The sequence below is a fragment of the Isosphaeraceae bacterium EP7 genome, assembly GCA_038400315.1.
Classification (GTDB): Bacteria; Planctomycetota; Planctomycetia; order Isosphaerales; family Isosphaeraceae; genus EP7.
In genome coordinates this window covers 6,430,539-6,448,573 of record CP151667.1, presented here as the reverse complement: position 1 = coordinate 6,448,573, position 18,035 = coordinate 6,430,539, and the positions used below count along the sequence as shown (strand labels likewise).

General features: G+C 68.7%; 17 protein-coding genes. 9 read left to right on the top strand and 8 right to left on the bottom strand.

The genetic code is table 11. From position 1 onward, the window contains the following. Nucleotides 1–414: 414 nt before the first annotated feature. The gene (locus EP7_RS25450) at nt 415–1,842 is read right to left on the bottom strand and encodes an Nramp family divalent metal transporter (protein WP_463525053.1); all 1,428 of its coding nucleotides are present in this window, start codon (nt 1,840–1,842) and stop codon (nt 415–417) included. A 481-nt stretch (nt 1,843–2,323) separates the two neighbouring features. On the opposite strand from EP7_RS25450, the gene EP7_RS25445 reads away from it, so the two are divergent. The 3 genes from EP7_RS25445 (at nt 2,324) to EP7_RS25435 (ending at nt 5,022) form a co-directional block, all read left to right on the top strand. Next, nucleotides 2,324–2,623 carry a hypothetical protein gene (locus EP7_RS25445; protein ID WP_463525052.1) on the top strand — a complete coding sequence of 100 codons (300 nt, stop codon included), beginning with the start codon at nt 2,324–2,326 and terminating at the stop codon, nt 2,621–2,623. A 121-nt stretch (nt 2,624–2,744) separates the two neighbouring features. After that, complete coding sequence (locus tag EP7_RS25440; RefSeq protein WP_463525051.1) at nt 2,745–3,827, top strand: hypothetical protein; 1,083 nt, start codon at nt 2,745–2,747, stop codon at nt 3,825–3,827. A 250-nt stretch (nt 3,828–4,077) separates the two neighbouring features. After that, nucleotides 4,078–5,022: a hypothetical protein gene (locus EP7_RS25435; RefSeq protein WP_463525050.1), complete on the top strand. Its 945-nt coding sequence runs from the start codon at nt 4,078–4,080 to the stop codon at nt 5,020–5,022. Here the strand turns inward: EP7_RS25435 and mobA are convergent. The 4 genes from mobA to EP7_RS25415 form a co-directional block, all read right to left on the bottom strand. Then, complete coding sequence (mobA, locus tag EP7_RS25430; RefSeq protein WP_463525049.1) at nt 4,989–5,648, bottom strand: molybdenum cofactor guanylyltransferase; 660 nt, start codon at nt 5,646–5,648, stop codon at nt 4,989–4,991. The two genes, EP7_RS25435 and mobA, sit on opposite strands and share 34 nt — an antisense overlap. Further along, complete coding sequence (locus tag EP7_RS25425; protein WP_463525048.1) at nt 5,623–7,440, bottom strand: Hsp70 family protein; 1,818 nt, start codon at nt 7,438–7,440, stop codon at nt 5,623–5,625. Before EP7_RS25425 ends, mobA begins: the two co-directional genes overlap by 26 nt. Nucleotides 7,441–7,486: 46 nt before the next feature. Continuing rightward, on the bottom strand, nt 7,487–7,969 hold the full coding sequence (locus EP7_RS25420; RefSeq protein ID WP_463525047.1) for a DUF2760 domain-containing protein: 483 nt from the start codon (nt 7,967–7,969) through the stop codon (nt 7,487–7,489). A gap of 117 nt (nt 7,970–8,086) precedes the next feature. After that, nucleotides 8,087–8,323, bottom strand: coding sequence for a hypothetical protein (locus EP7_RS25415; protein ID WP_463525046.1), 237 nt, complete (start codon nt 8,321–8,323; stop codon nt 8,087–8,089). Nucleotides 8,324–8,431: 108 nt separating this feature from the next. On the opposite strand from EP7_RS25415, the gene EP7_RS25410 reads away from it, so the two are divergent. Beyond that, entirely contained in the window at nt 8,432–8,830 is a 399-nt protein-coding gene (locus tag EP7_RS25410; protein WP_463525045.1) for an STAS domain-containing protein, read from the top strand. Nucleotides 8,831–9,068: 238 nt separating this feature from the next. After that, on the top strand, nt 9,069–10,793 hold the full coding sequence (locus tag EP7_RS25405; RefSeq protein WP_463525044.1) for a hypothetical protein: 1,725 nt from the start codon (nt 9,069–9,071) through the stop codon (nt 10,791–10,793). 95 nt (nt 10,794–10,888) lie between these two features. Here the strand turns inward: EP7_RS25405 and EP7_RS25400 are convergent, their stop codons facing one another. Beyond that, the gene (locus EP7_RS25400; RefSeq protein WP_463525043.1) at nt 10,889–11,908 is read right to left on the bottom strand and encodes a beta-ketoacyl-ACP synthase III; all 1,020 of its coding nucleotides are present in this window, start codon (nt 11,906–11,908) and stop codon (nt 10,889–10,891) included. Between the two features lie 273 nt (nt 11,909–12,181). On the opposite strand from EP7_RS25400, the gene EP7_RS25395 reads away from it, so the two are divergent. Together EP7_RS25395 and EP7_RS25390 are read left to right on the top strand one after the other, a co-directional pair. Further along, entirely contained in the window at nt 12,182–12,583 is a 402-nt protein-coding gene (locus EP7_RS25395) for a hypothetical protein (protein WP_463525042.1), read from the top strand. A 44-nt stretch (nt 12,584–12,627) separates the two neighbouring features. Next, on the top strand, nt 12,628–13,437 hold the full coding sequence (locus EP7_RS25390; RefSeq protein ID WP_463525041.1) for a hypothetical protein: 810 nt from the start codon (nt 12,628–12,630) through the stop codon (nt 13,435–13,437). 15 nt (nt 13,438–13,452) lie between these two features. Here the strand turns inward: EP7_RS25390 and ispH are convergent, their stop codons facing one another. Further along, nucleotides 13,453–14,415 (bottom strand): 4-hydroxy-3-methylbut-2-enyl diphosphate reductase, encoded by a 963-nt coding sequence (ispH, locus tag EP7_RS25385; protein WP_463525040.1) that lies wholly within the window; start codon nt 14,413–14,415, stop codon nt 13,453–13,455. A 255-nt stretch (nt 14,416–14,670) separates the two neighbouring features. Further along, on the bottom strand, nt 14,671–16,077 hold the full coding sequence (locus EP7_RS25380) for a hypothetical protein (RefSeq protein WP_463525039.1): 1,407 nt from the start codon (nt 16,075–16,077) through the stop codon (nt 14,671–14,673). A 316-nt stretch (nt 16,078–16,393) separates the two neighbouring features. Here EP7_RS25380 and pyrR point away from each other — a divergent pair, with 316 nt between their 5' ends. Both pyrR and EP7_RS25370 read left to right on the top strand, forming a co-directional pair. Then, entirely contained in the window at nt 16,394–16,957 is a 564-nt protein-coding gene (pyrR, locus tag EP7_RS25375; RefSeq protein WP_463525038.1) for a bifunctional pyr operon transcriptional regulator/uracil phosphoribosyltransferase PyrR, read from the top strand. Nucleotides 16,958–17,014: 57 nt separating this feature from the next. After that, nucleotides 17,015–17,998 (top strand): aspartate carbamoyltransferase catalytic subunit, encoded by a 984-nt coding sequence (locus tag EP7_RS25370; protein ID WP_463528465.1) that lies wholly within the window; start codon nt 17,015–17,017, stop codon nt 17,996–17,998. The last annotated feature ends 37 nt before the right edge of the window (nt 17,999–18,035 follow it).

Here is an 18,035-nt window from a genome sequence, read left to right as displayed (position 1 = left end):
GCGCGTCTCGCGATTTCGAGGCTTCCTTGCCCTCTTGGGCGCACGGTCGTCCGAGACGTTCGCGAGACACCGCGAGATTGTCCCTCGCCGCCCTTCGCGTTTCAATCCCCGTTTCGGCGGGCCCCTGTTCTCTCCGATGGAGAATTTGCCCTGTCGCGGCCTCGGCCTGCGCCGGCCGAGCAGACTCGATCTCCAGGAATGCGTCGATCAATTTCGTTGATCATCGACCGACTTTGCGATCTGGTTCTCGCTCGCCCAATTCCAGGGCTGGCGCATGCCGGGCACGCGATCGGACCCGGAGCCAGACTGCTGGAGTGATGCGAATCGTTCTCGTTCGGGTGCAAACGATCGTTGGTCAGCCAATATGCGTGCGAGAAACGTGGGCCGATGTCGAGCCGTCGCCGCCGGTCATTCTCAGCGAAGTCGCGCCAGCAGGTCGTAGACGCTGTAGCTCGCCACCGCCGTGATCGAGAGGAATGCCACCCAGGAGAGGAGTTTCGAGAACGGGCCCTCGGCCACGCTGGCCACGCGGTCGCGGCGAGTCAGGTACAGGCTCGCCGCGGCGATCACCGGCAGCATCAAGCCCTGGGCATAACCCCCCAGCGTCACCAACGCCTTCGGGTCGCGCAGGCCGAAGTACAACCCCAATGCCAGCGCGGGGTAGAAGACGCAGAACGCCCGGATCGTCCGCTCGCGCGACGCCGCGTCGGGTTGACGCCAGAAGCCGGCCAGGTCGAGGAAGTCGGCCGACAGCCGACTGTTGGCCGCCGTCGCCACATAAAGAGTCTTGAACAGGACGGCCCAGGCACCCACCAGGAACACCGATCTCGTCCAGGGGCCCAGCGGCTCCACATACATCCTGGAGAGCGTCTCCAGCATCTCAGAGCCCTTGGGCACCAGCCCCTGAGGGTGCAGCACGGCCGCCCCCAGCAGGTAGAACGCGATCGTGGCGGCGGTGAAGACCAGCATGCTGAACCAGGCGTCAACCTGCATGACATGCATCCAGCCCTTCGCCCGCATCGCCCAGCCCGCGGAGTCATCCCTGGGGCCCGCCGATCGTGCGTAGCCCTTCTCGATGCACCAGTACGGATAGGCGAACAGCTCGCTCGCGCCGACGCCGGTGATCCCGAACGCCGAGAACGCCAGCGCCACGCCCGCCGTCGGCACCGTGACCTTCAGGCCATCCACCACGCCTTTCAGGCTCAAGGGATAGTCGGTCCATGACAGGCCGAGCACGCAGGCGACGGTAATCAGCGTGACCAGGGCCACCAGGGTCGTCGTGATCCGCTCCAGCCGCTTGTATCCGCCCGACAGCAGCAGGACCACCGCCGCAATGGCCGTCAGGGTGGCCCAGACATGCTCGGGCCGACTCTCCAGGAACGCGCCGCTGGCCAGGTGGAAACTTCCGGCGGCCCCGGCCATCGCGAAGCTGACCCTCGGGAAGGTCATGTGCGCCGCCTGGCCGATGAGGCCCTCCATCGCGGCGATCTGCGCCTGGGTGGCCAGCATCATCAGCAGCCAGGCCCAGCAGATCCAGGACACGCCCAGCCGCGGGCCGGGCAGCGTGTCGAGCGCCGCCAGCGTCGTCTTGCCGTGCGTGATCGCGTACCGGCCCAGCTCAACCTGCACGAAGACCTTGATCACGCAGCTGAACAGGATCAGCCAGAGGAGCACGTATCCCTGCTCGGCCCCCAGACCTGTCGTGGCGATCAGCTCGCCGGTGCCCACGATCGAGCCGGCCAGGATCAGGCCGGGGCCAATCTTCCGCATCGCCCCCAGCAGGCTCGTGGGGGGATCCTGGATCGCGTCGGCGGGCAGGGCATACGGGTCGGTCGGGGCCATGGCGCAATCGCCCTCGGCGTCGGGCCTCATCAGCCCATCGCATCCAAGGTTGTCGGGGTCATCATCTTGCCTCGCAAGCCGACATGGTACGGCCCACCGCGGCCTGATTCAAACGTCCAACCACAACCCGCCCTATTTTTCGACGCCGACCGACACCTCGTCGCTTCCCGAGAACGACGCCCCGACCTGGGATCAACGGCCGGCAACGTCCGACTCGGGTCATCGGCTTTCAAAAGCGGCTCTCGGGAGGGGTCTGAAAAATATTTCGAGACTTTTCCCAAAAAGGGAGAACCGCGCTCGCTTTTTTTAGGATAGTTCCCAATAGAGGCGGTGATGAAGTGGTCACATCTTCGGGGCCCACGGCGGTGTTGCCGGCGGGCCTGAGTTCTGGACCGGAACGCGCGAAGTTGCGTGAGATCCGGCCGGGCGCCCGGCATCCGGACGGCGGCGGGTATGGCCCGCCTTCGCCGAGGGGACTTCGATGAACCTATCCCTGCTGAATCTCTGGAACCAGCACGACGAGAGCATCGCCAGGAAGTATCGCGCCGACTTCGGCCTCAAGGGCTGGCTGCTCAGCTGGCAGCTCACCGAGGACGGATTCTGGCAGGCCACGATCTCCACGCGAGAGCTCCCCTATTCCATCAGCCGCACCGGCCGCTCGCGGTTTCAGGCCATCGACCGGGCCTATCGGGCGATGGGCGCGATGCTCGCGCTGCGGGGCGACCGGAGCTTCTTCACCAATCGGATCACGCCCGAGCCCGAGTCGACCCCCGAATCCTGAACGATGTCAGACCCTTTTGGTTCCACCCTTTCTGACGGCACCGGCCTACGCCGGTCCACTCACTTGAATCGACCGGGCGCACCACGCACCGGCACCCTTTGAACCGCCGAGGACCCGACCGATGTCCCTGAATCCGAACCGCAGCCTGCTGAATCTGACCGGCATGCGATCGCACCACGAAGACTCCCCGTTCCAGGCCGAGGCCGAGGTCGCTCTGGCCGGCTTCCGGGCCATCCGCTCCGACCTGGAGCGTCAGGTGCGGCGCGGCGACCTGACCGTGAAGCTCGCCCGCCAGAAGGCCGAGGCCGCCGCCGCCTCGATGCGGGCCGATCTTCTGACCCGGGCCGACACCTACAGCCCCGTCCCTCGCGCCTTCCTCGACCGGCTCGTCGACGCCTCGGAGTCGCGCCGCAAGGCCAGGTCCCAGGCCTCGCTGGAGACCCTCCAGCGCGACACCAACGAGCTGTTGCGGCAGTCCATCATCGAGCAGCAGATGCAGACCCGCGCCGCCGAATTCGAGGGCCGTTCGTTCCGAAGGTCCGTCGGCGGCGGCGTCCCCGCCCCGACCATCGAGTCGCTCCTCCAGTTCCACCAGGAAGCGACCGTCTCGGGCGACGACTCGGCCCGCGAGTGGGCCCGCCGCCAGCTTGAGTCGCGCCGCAGCCAGACGTTCGTCGAGGCCGACCTCAGGCGCATCGACCTGGCCTGCGACCGCCCCGATCGCATCAACCCAAGGCTGATCACGACCTATCTCGACGCGATGCGCGGCGAGGATGCGGATGCCCTGGAGACGTTCGTCGCCGAGGCACTCCGCTCGGGCGACTCCAACGCCTGCTGTGCCGCGTTCGTCCTGGCCCGCGAGGCCCCCGAAGGGCCGGCCCTGCGCTGGGTGCGCCGCGTCCTCGACGGGGTCCCCGAGTTCCCCGACGCCGCCCTGGCGGCCCTCCGCTCCTCGGAGGCCGACGCCCGCAGCGCCGAGGCGGAAGGGGCCCGGACCAAGGCCGAGTTCGCCATCGCGCTGGCCGACGCCGAGGGCCGGTTCTCGTCGCTGGAAGCCCCGACCGAGGCCGAGCTCGAGCAGCAGGAACGATTCCTGGCCCGGCCCCGCGCCGCCCTGGGAGAGCCCATTGGCCTGGCCCTCGACCGCCGAGGGGCCACCCCCGAAGAGTTCGACGCGCTGTCCGCCGAACTCTTCGAGGTCTGACCATCCGGGCGCACGCTTCTGCGGCGCATCCGCTTGAGAACAGCCAGCCTCGCCCCAAGATCAGGCTCCGCAGAAGCACGCACCCGGGGCTCGGACCGGGTCAATCACGCCATCCGCATTCATGATGATGCTCCGACGTCAGCACGCGACCCGGGACCGCCGACCCGGGCTCGGACTCTCAAAGGCCGCAGACTTTTTGTCATCTCGCACTGAAATTCATCCTTGGATCCCCAAAGAAGGCTGGACGACCGTGGACACACTTCCCGAATCGTGCGCACCGCTGATCGACGCCCTGATCCGCTCCTCACGCGCCTGGCAGACGCCCCGCGAGGTCGCCTCGGCGACCGGCCTGGAGGTCGAGCAGACGACCGACCTGCTGGCCGATCTCGACTTGGCCGGCTGGCTCGACGTCTGGGAGTGCGACCCGCGGCAGGGGCCCGTCGTCACCCTGACGGCCGCCGCCGCCGAGATCATGGGCGTCCGACTCGTCGAGGTCGGCTTCGACGAGGTCCCGCGCTGGATCCGCCAGGGTGATCCCGAGCCCTCTCCCCCCCGTGCACGCGGCGTCTTCGTCAGCCATCGGGCCGCCCAGCTCGACCAGCTCTTCGACCAGGCCCCCACCCCAGACGAGGCCGCCGAGCTGGCCGAGGAGGCCACACGCCAGGCCGCGCACGCCGTCACCCTGGCCCCGTCGGCCGCCGCGAAGAATCTCGACCGCCTCCCGCACCCCACCCTGCTCATCGGCGAGGGGCTGAGCCCGTTTCCGGGCCCGATGCCCACGCCCCCGCCGGTCTGCCCGGCCTGCGCCGGCCGTGAGCTCGACCCGCACGAGTACTGCCTGGTCTGCGACAGCTGGGGCCTGGACGCGCTGCTGAGGGCCGCCCCCACCACGCACCGGCTCCTCCGCGCCGCCGGCGCACCGCCCCGCAACGACGCCCCGAGGCCCAGGGACCGCAAGCCCGAAGTGCAGGCCGCTCGGGCACGCCGCAAGGCTCGCCAGAAGGCGAAGCTCCTCGCCCGCCTGGATTCAGAGCGTGCCCAGGCTCGCCCCAAGGCCTCGACCGCGAGCGTGGCGCAGGTCCGGCTCGACCCGCGCCACGCCCCCGCTCAGCCGCACGCCGCTCACCGATCCGCCGATCCGTCCCGGTTCCAGGTCCGGTCTCAGAAGCCGGCCTCGGCCAGCGCCGCCCGATAATCCTCGGGGGTGTTCAGGTTCCAGAGCGTCGCCAGGCTCGGGTCGGCCGCTGCAAGCTCCTCGGGACGCACGACCCGGGAGCGGACCACGCCGACCAGCGACGATGGGCTCCGCCGATTCGAGGAGAGCTGACCCTCGATCGAGGGCCGCACCCCGGACCTGCGATACAGCGCCGCGAGCGGCTGGAGGAAGCCGTCGACCTCGGGGATCGCCAGGTCGGCGTCGCCGATCAACTCCGCCAGCAGGCCGATCCAGGCGGGCTCCACGAACGGGGTGTCGGTGCCCGAAACAAAGACGAGATCGGCATCCGACGGTAGCGCATCCATCCCCGCTGCGATGCCCTGCAACGGGCCTCGGTCGGGGGCCGGGTCGCGTGCGACGAGGACCGAGCCGGGTAGGGGGGGCAGGTCCTGACCCTCGGCGGCGACCACCACGACCTGGTCGGTTGCCTCGCCGATCAGCCGGACGATGCGCTGGAGCAAGACCTCGGGCCCGAACGGCAGCCAGGCCTTGGGCCGGCCCATCCGGCGGCTCAATCCACCGCAGAGGATGATCGCGGCGGGCCTGGAAAGGGCAGGGCTCGGATCGGTCGGAGTCGGATCATTCGGCGTCATGGCGGACGTCATATTCCAGCTTCCAGCGGCGGTCGTCTCGCGTGCTATTGCACCAGAGATCCAGCGTCCCCACCTCGGTGACGCGGGCGTGCAGCCGCACGGGCACGGTCTGCCCCTCGACGCCGTCGGCGGCGCCCAGGGAGGTCTCAAGCGGCTCGAGCTCTTGCAGCTCCTCGGCGGTCCAACGGTCCAGGATCGTGCCGACCGTGTCGTCGCGCCTTGTGGTCGAGCCCAGGAACCGGAACGACGCGGGCTCGCCCACGACCAGGCCGAACTCGGGGCCGGGCACGTCGGCCTCGGTCCCTTCTTCCATCCCCAGGGCGACCACGCAGAGCGCCTTGATCGGCGGCGCCACGCCGGGCACGGCCGGCGCCGAGCCTTCGATCCCCACGTAGTAAGATCGAGGCACGCCACCGCGGATGCGGACCCCTTGACCCGCGCGGACCAGGCCGTAATAGGCGGCCCCCCGCGCAACGGCCAGGTCGAGGTCGCCCGAGCCCAGGGTCGGGACCGGTCGCCCGGCCCATCCCGAGAGCACATCCACCACCCGCTCGCGCAGCGGGTCGGCCTTGAAGACGCCGCCGTTGAACAGCACCGCGGAGGGGGCCACCTGCGATCCGGACGAACCCAGCGAGTCGGCCTGCCGGCCCAGGAACCGGGCCAGGTGGCGGGTCACCGCGGCGTCCGCGGCATAGGGAAGGCCGATCTCGGTCAGACCCACTCGACGCCCTCGAGCCGGCACGGCGGTCGGCTCGCACGCGGGGAAGAAGCCGTCGAGCAAGACGCGGCTGAGCGTCTCTCGGTCCAGCTCCGAACGCTTCGTCCCGCCGATCACCTTCGACCCTTGACCCAGGATCGTCACGGGGGCCGACGCCTTCTTGGGATTCGAGAAGAGGGCTTCCTTGGCCGCCCGGCAGGCGTGGCCCAGGCCCACACGCTGGCCCGCGTCGAGCGACTCATATCCGCCGGGAAGGGTCCCTCCCACGGCATGAGCCAGGGCCAGGTCCATGTTGTCGCCGCCCAGCAAGATGTGCTCGCCCACGGCGACCCGGTCGAGGCCGAGGTTTCCTTGCTCCTCGGTCACCGCGATCAGGGTGAAGTCGGTCGTGCCGCCGCCCACGTCGCAAACCAGGAGCAGGTCCCCCACCTTCACCCGCTTACGCCACCCTTCGCCCATGGCGTCAAGCCAGGCATAGAAGGCCGCCTGCGGCTCTTCGAGCAAAGTCACTCGGTCGAGACCCGCGGCGCGCGCGGCCTCGACGGTCAGCTCACGGGCCGCGGCGTCAAACGAGGCGGGGACGGTCAACAGCACGTCCTGATCGGCCAGCCGGCACTCCTTGGCGTCGGGCCCGGTCGCCATCGCGGCGTCCCAGGCGTCGCGCAAGTGCGTCAGGTAGGCGGTCGAGGCCTCCACCGGCGAGACCTTGGCCATGTCCGGCGGCCCACCCCAGGGCAGGATCGCCGCCCGCCGGTCGACGCCCGAATGCGACAGCCAGCTCTTGGCCGAGGAGACCAATCTGCCCGGAACTTTCGCCCCATGCTCGCGAGCAAACGTCCCCACGACCCACTCGGGCCCCTTCTCCCAGGGCAGGTCAATCGAGCCGGCCGGAAACTCCTTGGCCGCGGGCACATAGAAGAACGAGGGCAGCGACGGACGCGGCGCAACTTCTTTCAAGTCGACAACTTGTGGGATCGCGAATGGCCGGATGGGGGCCATCGCGTCGGCCCCTGCCTCACGCATGTCGGCATAGGCGAGGGCCGAGTTAGTCGTCCCCAGGTCGATTCCCACGACGTACCGCGGCATTGGCTCGGGCCCTTTGATTGCGCGATGACGAAACGAACCCGGCGCGCTAGCGGACTTCGACCTCGACCTCGGCGGGGGCCAGCACCGACCCGTCGTCGCGGGACCCCGGCAGGGCCGGCAGGTGCACGGAATTGACCTTCCAGCCGTGATGCTTCAGCACCCCGCGGAACGGCGGATTCCCCTGCACGTCGCCGGTCAGGCGGATCGAGGCGGGGTCGAATCCGAGCGGGACGGTCACGCCCTCCCCCTCGTCGCCGGCCAGAATCGGCTCGATCGTCAGGTAATCCCGCAGCGCCTTGCGGCACCCACGATGGATGTCTCGAACCGCCGCACCGATCTGGTCATCGCTGAACGGGTCGATGTCTTCCTGCAGGAAGTCGACCAGTCGCCCGTCGCGCTGGAGCACCGTGAGCACCCGCAGGTCGGGGCCCTTCGACGCGGCGACGAGGCTCGACTCGACGCGAACGGCGACCTCGGCATCGGTCAGGATCAGCCAGAAGGCGCGCAAGGCCAGCCAGAGGCGGTTCAACGGGGCATTCCTCACCTGGGTCGTCTGAGGCCGGGGGCATCCCTTCGCGACGGGGCCCGCCCGACTTTCCCATCATACCACGACCGCCCGGCACGCCACCACCGATCGGAGGCCGGCTCAGTCTTCAACTTCCAGGGGCGGCTGGACCTCGACGGCCTGCGGGACGACTCGGCTGCTCTTGTTGTTGCGCGGGACCCGGACGTCAACGAAGGGGGCTCGAATGTGGATGTCGTCGTTCGAATCGCGGGTGCCCGCCGGGTACATCACCTGCCGGCTGTGGCCGCAATTGCAGCCGGTCATCAGCAGGGTAAGCCCCAGCGCCGCGTGCATTGGGTGGTGGAGGCGGCGTCTCATGGCGTATCCTTGAGGCCTGGGTTAAGATTGCAGCGAAGAGCATCGCCCCCGCGGCTGACCTGTCAAGCGGAACCGGCGGATCCATCCCAGCCCCGAGGTAGCGACCTCATGCAAACCGTCAAGACCCGCCAGGAAGCCGGCGTGCAGATCCTCACGCTCGAGAATCTGCCCGCGCTCAGCGACCGCCAGTCCGACGAATACCGGGCGGCAATCTATCGCGCGGTCGAGGAATGTCCCACGCCGACGGCCGCCGTCGACCTCGCGGACGTCGGCATCGTCACCAGCTCCGGCGTCGCCCTGCTCATCGGCATCAAGCGACGCTTCGAAGACCGCAAGATCCAGTTCGTTCTCTTCGGCCTTCAGCCCTACTTAAATGACGTCCTTTCTGTCATGAAGTTGGATAAATTCTTCACGATCGTTCCGGACCTTCCGACCGCCATCAAGCTCGCCGGCGCTTCGACCACTCCCCCCGATTTCCTCGACACCGCAACCTCCCTATCTTCCTAAGTCGCATGAAGTCTCCGCTTGGGACTGTCCGAGAGTTAGGGTGTCCTCGCAATGCGCCTCGGCGATGAGGTCCGACCCCCGGGTTGACCGGTCGGTCGCGTCTCCATCGTCCAAGGCGACAGTGCGGGCTGTGTTTCTTCGACCCGGACGGCCATCCGAGACACGGACGTCGGCCTCGACGGATTGATCCCCACTCGGGGGTTGATCTTCGCAGGTACGGCCGTGGAGGGAGTCACCCATGCAATCTAAGCGGCGGCAAATCGACCGAGGTGGCTCATCCCGGCGCCGGCCGGCGGCACACCTTGAAACCTTGGAAATCCGGCAGCTCCTCTCGACCGGTTCCCCCGGCCTGGGGCTCTATGCCCCCGCCGACCTGTCCCTGAGGACGGCGCACCACGGGACGCTCCAGACGAACAATCTGGAAGGCGGGTTCGGCAACGGCGCCCGACAGCTCTCGTTCCTGGATAACGACGGCAAGATCCTCACCGGCCGCGATCGCAACGGCAACCAGTGGACCATCACCGTCCACGGCCCGGGTGCCGTCATCGTCACCGACGCCACGCCGAATGACGGCGTGCTCGACGACGACATCGACACGATTCAGCTCGTCGGCACCAGCCTGAAGAACACCTACGTCACCGGCACGGTGGTCGGATCCGGCGAGGTCCAGACCTCCCCGGTCGTCTTGTTCAACAAGTTGACGGCCGCCAGCGGCGTCAAGTCGGTGATCCTCAACGGGTTCAACCTGACCCGCACCGTCGCCCCCACCGGCGACGCCCTGAATAACACCCAGACGGGCGTGTTCCTCAGTGGCGGGGCCCAAGTCCTCCAGTTCAACGACGTCATCGCCACGATCGACACCTCGACGAACGACCAGCCGGTCAACATCGTCATCGGCAGCGCCAACACGGCCCTGCTCGTCCGGCCTTCGGTGAAGATCCGGTCGATCTACAACACGGTTGTAGACAGCACCTCGACGAGCGTGCCGACCGGCCCGCAGACGTCCCCGACGGTGAACCTCGTCATCAACGGCCAGGCTCAGAAGGTCGAGCTCGTCTCCTCGACGGCCGATGCCACGATCCCGGCCGGCATCCAGTATCTCTACCCGACCGTCGGCGTCACCGGCCGCACGGCCATCCGCGCCGTGGGCCTGAACACGCTGGCCGTCGCCGGCTCGGCCGTGAACGTGACCGCGTCCCGCAAGGCGGTCCCCTTCTCCAGCAGCACCAGCGGACTGACCCACCTGAACAAGGCGACCTTTGGCGGCAACGCCGACGGGCTCGGCCTGGACGTGCGTGGCAGAATCGGCGGCCTGAAGTTCAACCGAGGCCTGGGCAACCCGACCGGCGTCTCCACCGCGGCGACGACGCTTGGCACGCCCACGGCCAACTTCGGCTACCCCGGCAACAGGCTGCTCGGCGGCAAGATCGTCGCGTCGAGCATCGGCCACATCAAGGCTGGACCGGCCAACGCGATCCTCTCGACCGCGCAGAACCCCGGCAGCATCCAGTCGCGTCGGACCAACTCGACGACCTACTATGTCCGTCCCGGCAATGCGATGACCAACGCCGCGGTCACGTCTTCGACGGACATCGGCAAGACCGAGATCGTCGGCAACCTGCAGAACACCGAGATCAAGGCGGGCTACAACGCCGCCGCCGCGGCCGCCGGCCTGCAAGGGACCCGGGGCGCCAGCAGGATTGGCCGCTACCACCAGCGTGGAGACATGGTCAACTCGGTCGTCTCTGCCTCGTACATTCCCGGGGGGAATGTCTACGGCTCCTCGACCAGCACCGCGGGGGATGGCACGATCACCGGCGACCTGACCGGCAACACCTACAACACCCAGACGACCACCGCGCTGGGCAATGTCGGGGCCGGCTTCTACGCCAGGACCAAACAAGGCGGCTACCTGCCGCCGCCCCAGGCCGCCCTTCGCGTGCATGGCGTGCGGAAGGCCTGATCCGGGCCCTATCGGGTCAATCAATCACGGCCGGCGCCCGCGAGCTTCTCGCGGGCGCCGGCCGTACTTCGTTGACGGGTCGAACGGATGGCGTCTCACCAACGCCAGAGGATCGTGCCCCAGTTCAGGCCCGCGCCAAACCCGGAGGTCAGCAGCAGGTCGCCCCGCTTGACCTGCCCTTCCTCGACCAGCTCATCCAGGGCGATCGGGATCGAGCCGCCCGAGGTGTTGCCGTAGCGGTCCAGGTTCTTGTAGACCGCGTCGCGGTGGAACCCGAGCACGTCGCTGGCAGAGTGGATGATCCGCACGTTGGCCTGATGGGGGATGAACCAGCGGACGTCGTCGACCGTGTGGCCCGCCTGGGCGAGGACCGTCTGCGACGAGTCGGCCAGCACCCGCACGGCCCACTTGAAGACGGCCCGGCCGTCCATCGTCAGGTATTGCAGGCCTGCATCCAGCGCCTCGGCCGTCGGGGGCATCCGGCTGCCGCACGCGGGGCGACAGAGCAAGTCGCCGCCGCCGCCGTCGGAGCCGAGTTGATACGCGAGCATCCCCTGCTCGGGCGAGCCGGGGCCGAGAAGCACCGCGCCAGCGCCGTCGCCGAAGAGCGGGAAGCTCTTCATATCATTGGGGTTGATGACCCGGCTGTTGCAGTCTCCGCCGATGACCAGGGCCCGCTGGCTGGTCCCGGCCGCCACGAATTGCGCGGCGGTGGCCAGGGCGTAGGCGAATCCCGCGCAGGCGGCCTGGAGGTCGAACGCCGGACAGGTCAGCTTCATCCGGTCCTGGACCAGATTGGCCGACGACGGGAACGACATGTCGGGCGTGAACGTGCCGACGACCAGCAGGTCGACCTCCGAAGGGTCGCACCCCGCGGCCTTCAGGCACTTGACGCCGGCGTGGACGCAGAGGTCGCTCGTCGCCTGGTGCGGCAGGGCGAACCGACGCTCGTGGATGCCCGTCCGGTTGACGATCCACTCGGGGTCGAACCCGTGCGAGATCTTCAGGTCGTCGTTGGTCACGACGTTGTCGGGAAGGTACCGCCCGGTGCCGAGGATCTGCACCCCGGTCAGCGATCGAGTGCGGGGCTTGACCGTGGTTTGCGCTTGGTTCATAGGGCATTTCGCGGCGGTCGCGGACCGGCGACCGGACGGGGCTTTGGGCCTGCCGAGGGGTCCGACCAGCCGCGATGCCGGGAGCAAGCTCGAGGGGAGATGGGCGGGCGATCGGTCGCTTGCCGGCGTCCTCGCGCGGGCGGCCCGCCGAAGTCGGACGCTCGCGCGTGTCCATGACCGGCATGACCGCGGACGCTTCACGATAGGCTAGAACTATAATCCAATCGGCCGATGATGGCCAGACCAACCGACGCCCCGCGAGACGCGCTCCCGATGGATCAAGCAGGACACGCCATCCGCCTGAGGGGCGGCTGGGAATGGCACAACCCCGCCACGCCCGACGAGGCACCCCGGCGCCTTGCCCTTCCCACCACCTGGCCCGACGACGCCGGGACCGCCGCGACGCTCGTCCGCCGCTTCAACCGCCCGCCCATCGACACCGACGAGGCGGTCATCCTGCGCCTTGAGCAGGTCCGGGGTCTCGTCGCCGCCAGGCTCAACGAGGCGGAAGTCGAAGCCGGGTCCGAAATTCAAGGGCTCCTGGGGCCATCCAATCGCCTGATCCTGGAGGTCGACCTGGCGGCCTGCGTGGACGGAAGGCCCTGGGGCGAGGTCGCCCTGGTCATCGCCCCGGCGAATCCGATTGGCGATGGCCCGGTCGCGGCTTTATCATAGTCCCTCGACGGATCGGGACCGCCACTCACTCCGAGGCCGCATCGATGATGGAATCCGACCACGACATCCAACGGCGGCGCTACCGGCTCTGCATGATCGGCTTCGGCCTGACCGCGGTGTCGATCTTGCTGCTGGCCGTCGACTCGACCTTGAACCTGGGTCTGCGGCTCAGTTGGATGCGCGGCCAGCCGGCCCCCTGGGCCTGGGCCCTGAACTCGCCGGCCTATTCCTGGCTCATCGGGGCCCCGATCACCTGGATGGCCCTGCTCGGCACCTACCTCCTCTGGGGTCGCTGGGACGACCCGAGCTGGCAGCGTCGCGCCGGCCTTCTCGTCGTGATGAACCTGGTCGACTCGGTCCTCTGGGCGATCGATCGCGGTCCCGAGCTGGGCCTGATGGCCGCCGATGCCGAGCACCTCTGGTTCCGGATCAAGCTGGCCCAGGCGCTGGGGTGGGCCGAGTTCGCCCTGATCGCCGGGCTCGCCGCCGATCTGGCCGTCCACCTGGGGGTGCCGCATGCTGCCGATTCGGGAAAGACGACGCGTTCGCTGGTGGCCGTCGGCGCCCTGTCCTGGATGTATCTCTTCATCCAGGGGACGAACTGGGGCCACCCGTTCTGGCCGCTGGAGCCCCGGCTCAGGGTGACGCCTGGCTTGTTCATGTTCTCCCTGGCGAACCTCTTCATCCAGACGATCGTCGCCTTCCAGGTCGCCTCGCTCAGCTTCCTCGCCGCCTCTCGCTGCCGCCACGTCCTCGCCGAGATCGACCGCGAGGAGCACGCCAACGACCCGCTCAAGTCGAGGTCCGAGGAGTCGGGTCTCCCCCTCGAACCCGCCTTTCAGGAAGCGTTCTGACGATACGAATCGGGTTCAGGCCATGCGTGGGCCGGCGATGGCCGATGCGGGGAGTAGTTCCCTGAGCGTTTTGGGCAGGGGGAAATGGACGTCCTCCTCGCGGATCGTCTCCTCGTGGATCGTGGCGCCGTAGCGGGCCTCGAGGAATTCGACGCACTCCTGCACCACGTCCTCGGGGGCGCTTGCGCCGGCCGTGATCAGGACGGTCTCGACGCCGTCGAGCCACTCGGCCTGGATCTCCGAGACCCCGTCGATCAGGTGGGCACGCGGTCCCAGCGAGTTGGCGATCTCGGCCAGGCGCTTGCTGTTCGAGCTGTTCTGGCTGCCCAGGACGAGCACCAGGTCGGCCCGCTTGGCCAGTTCGTGCACCGCCTCCTGGCGGTTCTGGGTCGCGTAGCAGATGTCATCCTTGGGCGGATTGGCGATCGACTTGAACCGCCGCCGCAAGGCCCCGATCACGACATTGGCGTCGTCTACGCTCAGGGTCGTCTGGGTGAGATAGGCAACCTTGGCGTCATCGGGCAGGTCGAGCTTCTCGACGTCCTCGGCGGTCTCGACCAGGATCATCCGGTCGGGGGCCTCGCCCATGGTGCCGATGACCTCGTCGTGCCCCTCGTGGCCAATGAGGATGATCGTGTACCCCTCGCGGGCGTACTTGATCGCCTCCAGGTGCACCTTAGTGACCAGCGGGCAGGTGGCGTCGATCGCCCGCAGGTTGCGGGCGCGGGCCTCCTCGCGGATTTGCGGCGAGACGCCGTGGGCGCTGTAGAGCAGGGGGGAGCCTTCGGGGACCTCGTCGATACTCTCGACGAACACGGCCCCCCGGCGCTTGGCCCGCTCCACGACATATTTGTTGTGGACGATCTCGTGATAGACGTAGACCGGCGACCCGAAGAAGTCGAGCGCCCGGTCGAGGCTCTCGATCGCCATGTTCACGCCCGCGCAGAAGCCGCGGGGATTCGCCAGGTAAACCTTCATCGAGGGGTCGGCTCCGGCCACGTCTTCAATCCTAGATCCATCCCGATTCTAAGCGCAATCGACCTTCGCGCAAAGGGAAGGGCCCGCCGGTCAGCTCGGCGGGCCCACGCGTCGAAGGTCGGTCGGGTCGCCAGGTGTCCTCCACGACGGCCCGGGGTTGCAGGAGACGGACAACCCCGGGCCGCGGAACTCGGCGGGTCCGGGGAGCGGATCGGACCAACCCGTCCCCCGAGACACGCGTCCGTGGTGCGTCCATCAACGCTGGCGGCTGAACCCGCGGAATCGGCCGAGGGACTGCATCCCGCCCTGGGTTTGCTGAGTGATGGCCTGCGTCAGCATCGTGGCCTGGCCCGAGTTCTGGCCGCCGCCGAAGCCGCGTGAGGCCAGTTTACGCTGGCCGAACCGGCGTCCGAAGGCGGTCGAGGTCCTCGGCGCGTCGGTCGGGGCCGCGTTGGTCGTGGCCACATCGGCCGGCGTCAGGGTCGTCGCGGGCGCGGCTTCGGTCGCCGCGGCCACGGCGGTGGTCGTGCCGGCTTCGGTCGTCGTGGCCGCTTCGATGGTCGTGGTCTCCGCGACCGCAGCGGCGGTGATGGTCGTCGGAGTAGCGGCGTGGGTCGTCGTGGTTTCGGTGGGCTTGACGGGCTTCAGGGCGGTGAGGTCGGCCTCGATGGCGGCGCGATCGGCGGCGATCCTGGTCAGGTCGTCGGCGGTGATCTTGCTGTTCGTGATCGTCTTCGACAGGTCGGCGAAGGCCTGGTCGAGCACGGTCTGCGAGACCCCTGATTTGGCGTAAGCCGCGTTGAAGTCGGTCTTCGCCTGGGCGGTGTCGGCCCCGGTGGCGACGGCGGTGGCCAGTTCGGTGACGGCCGTCTTCAAGGCCGTGGCGTCGGGCCGGGAGCCGGCCATGGCTAGGGCTTTCTCATCGGCGGCCAGCGTGGTGAGGTCGGCCACGGTGACGCCCGACTTGGCGGCGATCGCCTGGATGTCGGTCTGGAGCGCCGTCAGGTCGGTGTCGAGCTTGGTCTTCGCCGCGGTGGCGTCCGTTGTCGCCGTCGCGTCGATGGCCGTTGCGTTGATCGTGAGGGAATCCGCCGGCGGGACTCCGGTCATCATGTGCGGGCCGCCGGGTGCCACGCCGATCTCACCACCGCCTCCGCTGCCGAAGCTGTCGCCGAGGATGCCCAGGTCGGCGAGGCTACCGATCAGGCTCGAAGGTGAGCCGGTCGGCATCCCCATCCCGAAGTTGCCCACGCTGCCGACCGCCGTGACGCCCGAGCCGATCCCGCCCTGACCACCGAACATGGCCACCGATCCGTTGCCGAACTGGCCGCTCGATCCGGTTTCGAAACCTTGCTGGAACCCGCCTTGGCGGAAGCCCTGGCCCCCGGGGCCGCTGTGGAAGCTGGCCCGCTGGATCTCTTGCCCGCCGTCTTGCGGGCCGCCGCCTTCCATGGCAATGCCGCTCGTCGCCTGGAGGTCAACCTGAGCGAATCGGTCGGCCCCCTGCGAATCCCAGCCGCCCATCCCGGCGCCCATGGTCGAGAGCACGACGCGTCCTTCGAGCGACTCGCAAGCCGGCTTGCCGCGGCGTGCGTCTCGCTTGGCGCGGGCGTCGAGGTCGGTGGAAAGGCCGCGGATTGCGTCGGAAAAGCGAGTGTTCATCATTTTCATCCTGAATTTGAGGAGACGGATCGGGCCGATGGGCCGCGCCGGGGTCGATGACGCTCCGGTCTCGGGCGGCGGGCCAGGTCGCGGACACTCAGCAAACCGGAGCCGGCATGGGACGGCGCGCGCCACATTCCGGATCCGAAAACTTGAGGAAAACCGGCGAAAATCCGGTCCGTATTGCCTCGGGGACGCCTGCCTGCCTGCCGCGGACGCTTGCGGGCCGATTGGCTGGCTGCTACGATCCGGCCGGCCGCAGACGAGGCCCGCGCGCCGGCCGCAACGGCCGGGGACCGATCCCTTGGAGTCGACGATGTCCGGGCCCGAGCAACGCCTCTGCGACGCCCTGGGGCTGGACGCCCTGATCATCCGCCTCGCGGGGCAGATCCTCGACGGCCGAACCGCGGGGGTCCCGCTCGCGCTGGTCGGCGTCCGCAGCCGCGGCGTCCCGCTTGCCGAACGCATCGCGATCCAGCTGAGGCGCGAGACGGGGGACGCCGTTCCCGTCGGGGCGCTCGACATCACGCTCTATCGCGACGACATGGAACGTGCCCGCCGCTGGCCGGTCCTGCAGGGGACCGACATCCCCTTCGCGGTCGACGGCGTCGAGGTCATCCTGGTCGACGACGTGCTGCACACCGGCCGGACCGTCCGGGCGGCGCTCAACGCCATCTGCGACCTGGGCAGGCCCGCCTGCATCCGGCTGGCCATCGCCGTGGACCGGGGCGGGCGCGAGCTGCCCATCCAGCCCGACGCGGTCGGCCTGGTCGTCGTCGCCGCGCCTGGCGCCCGAGTTCATGTCAGGATCGCGCCGGTCGACGCCGTCGAGGAGGTCGTCCGCATCTCGGCCCCGAAGGCCGGCGAAGTGCGGGCCTGACTCGTCATCGCTCCCCCTTGCACGTTTCACCCTTCTCCCGGAGCGCCCGAGGTGTCCATCGCCGCCCTGACTTCGGCCGAACCGCCCAAGCCGCCCGCCTCGGGATGGTCCGGCAAGCACCTGCTCGGCCTGGAAGACCTCTCGCGTGAGGAGATCCACTTCATCCTGGACACCGCCGAGAGCTTCGGCGAGGTCTCCAGCCGGACCCGCAAGAAGGTCCCCGCGCTGCAGGGGCGCATCGTCTTCAACCTCTTCTTCGAGAACTCCACCCGCACCCGGACCAGCTTCAGCCTGGCCGCCAAGCGGCTCTCCGCCGACGTGCAGGACTTCTCCGCCAGCGTCTCCAGCCTCTCCAAGGGCGAGACGTTCATCGACACCGCCAAGAACATCGAGGCCATGGGGGCCGACGTCCTGGTCGTCCGCCACTCCTCGCCGGGTGCCCCGCACCTGCTGGCCAGGCACGTCCAGTGCGGCATCATCAACGCGGGCGACGGCGCGCACGAGCATCCCACGCAGGGCTTGCTCGACCTGCTCACGATCCGCAAGGCCAAGGGCCGCATCGAAGGCCTGACCGTCGGCCTGGTCGGCGACATCAGCCACTCGCGGGTCGCCCGTTCCAACATCTGGGGCCTGACCAAGCTCGGCGCCAAGGTCATCCTCTGCGGCCCGCCCACGCTCGTCCCCCGCAGCCTCGAAGGGCTCGGCTGCGAGATCGCCTATAGCCTGGACGACATCCTCCCCAGGCTCGACGTGGTGAACGTCCTGCGCATCCAGTCCGAGCGCCAGCAGCAGGGCCTGTTCCCCTCCGTGGCCGAGTATTCCCGGTTCTATGGGATGAACCAGGAACGAGTGTCCAAGGCCCCCGGCGACCTGCTGCTCCTCGCCCCAGGCCCGATCAACCGAGGCGTCGAGCTGACCCCCGAGGTGGCCGACGGCCCGAATTCGGCCATCCTGGAGCAGGTCAAGAACGGCCTGGCCGTGCGCATGGCCGTGCTTTACCTGCTGGGCGGCAAGACCGATGCGAAGCCCGCGGCCGACTGACCCGTCTTAGACTCGCCGACTGATTCGTTTGGGAGTT

Bases quoted from the DNA above. Each gene is read 5' to 3' on its own strand.
- ispH (WP_463525040.1), bottom strand. From the start codon at position 14,415: ATGAAGGTTTACCTGGCGAATCCCCGCGGCTTCTGCGCGGGCGTGAAC.
- pyrR (WP_463525038.1), top strand. From the start codon at position 16,394: ATGTCCGGGCCCGAGCAACGCCTCTGCGACGCCCTGGGGCTGGACGCC.
- EP7_RS25445 (WP_463525052.1), top strand. From the start codon at position 2,324: ATGAACCTATCCCTGCTGAATCTCTGGAACCAGCACGACGAGAGCATC.
- EP7_RS25415 (WP_463525046.1), bottom strand. From the start codon at position 8,323: ATGAGACGCCGCCTCCACCACCCAATGCACGCGGCGCTGGGGCTTACC.
- EP7_RS25425 (WP_463525048.1), bottom strand. From the start codon at position 7,440: ATGCCGCGGTACGTCGTGGGAATCGACCTGGGGACGACTAACTCGGCC.
- EP7_RS25450 (WP_463525053.1), bottom strand. From the start codon at position 1,842: ATGGCCCCGACCGACCCGTATGCCCTGCCCGCCGACGCGATCCAGGAT.
- EP7_RS25390 (WP_463525041.1), top strand. From the start codon at position 12,628: ATGATGGAATCCGACCACGACATCCAACGGCGGCGCTACCGGCTCTGC.
- EP7_RS25405 (WP_463525044.1), top strand. From the start codon at position 9,069: ATGCAATCTAAGCGGCGGCAAATCGACCGAGGTGGCTCATCCCGGCGC.
- EP7_RS25395 (WP_463525042.1), top strand. From the start codon at position 12,182: ATGGATCAAGCAGGACACGCCATCCGCCTGAGGGGCGGCTGGGAATGG.
- EP7_RS25400 (WP_463525043.1), bottom strand. From the start codon at position 11,908: ATGAACCAAGCGCAAACCACGGTCAAGCCCCGCACTCGATCGCTGACC.
- mobA (WP_463525049.1), bottom strand. From the start codon at position 5,648: ATGACGTCCGCCATGACGCCGAATGATCCGACTCCGACCGATCCGAGC.
- EP7_RS25380 (WP_463525039.1), bottom strand. From the start codon at position 16,077: ATGAACACTCGCTTTTCCGACGCAATCCGCGGCCTTTCCACCGACCTC.
- EP7_RS25440 (WP_463525051.1), top strand. From the start codon at position 2,745: ATGTCCCTGAATCCGAACCGCAGCCTGCTGAATCTGACCGGCATGCGA.
- EP7_RS25410 (WP_463525045.1), top strand. From the start codon at position 8,432: ATGCAAACCGTCAAGACCCGCCAGGAAGCCGGCGTGCAGATCCTCACG.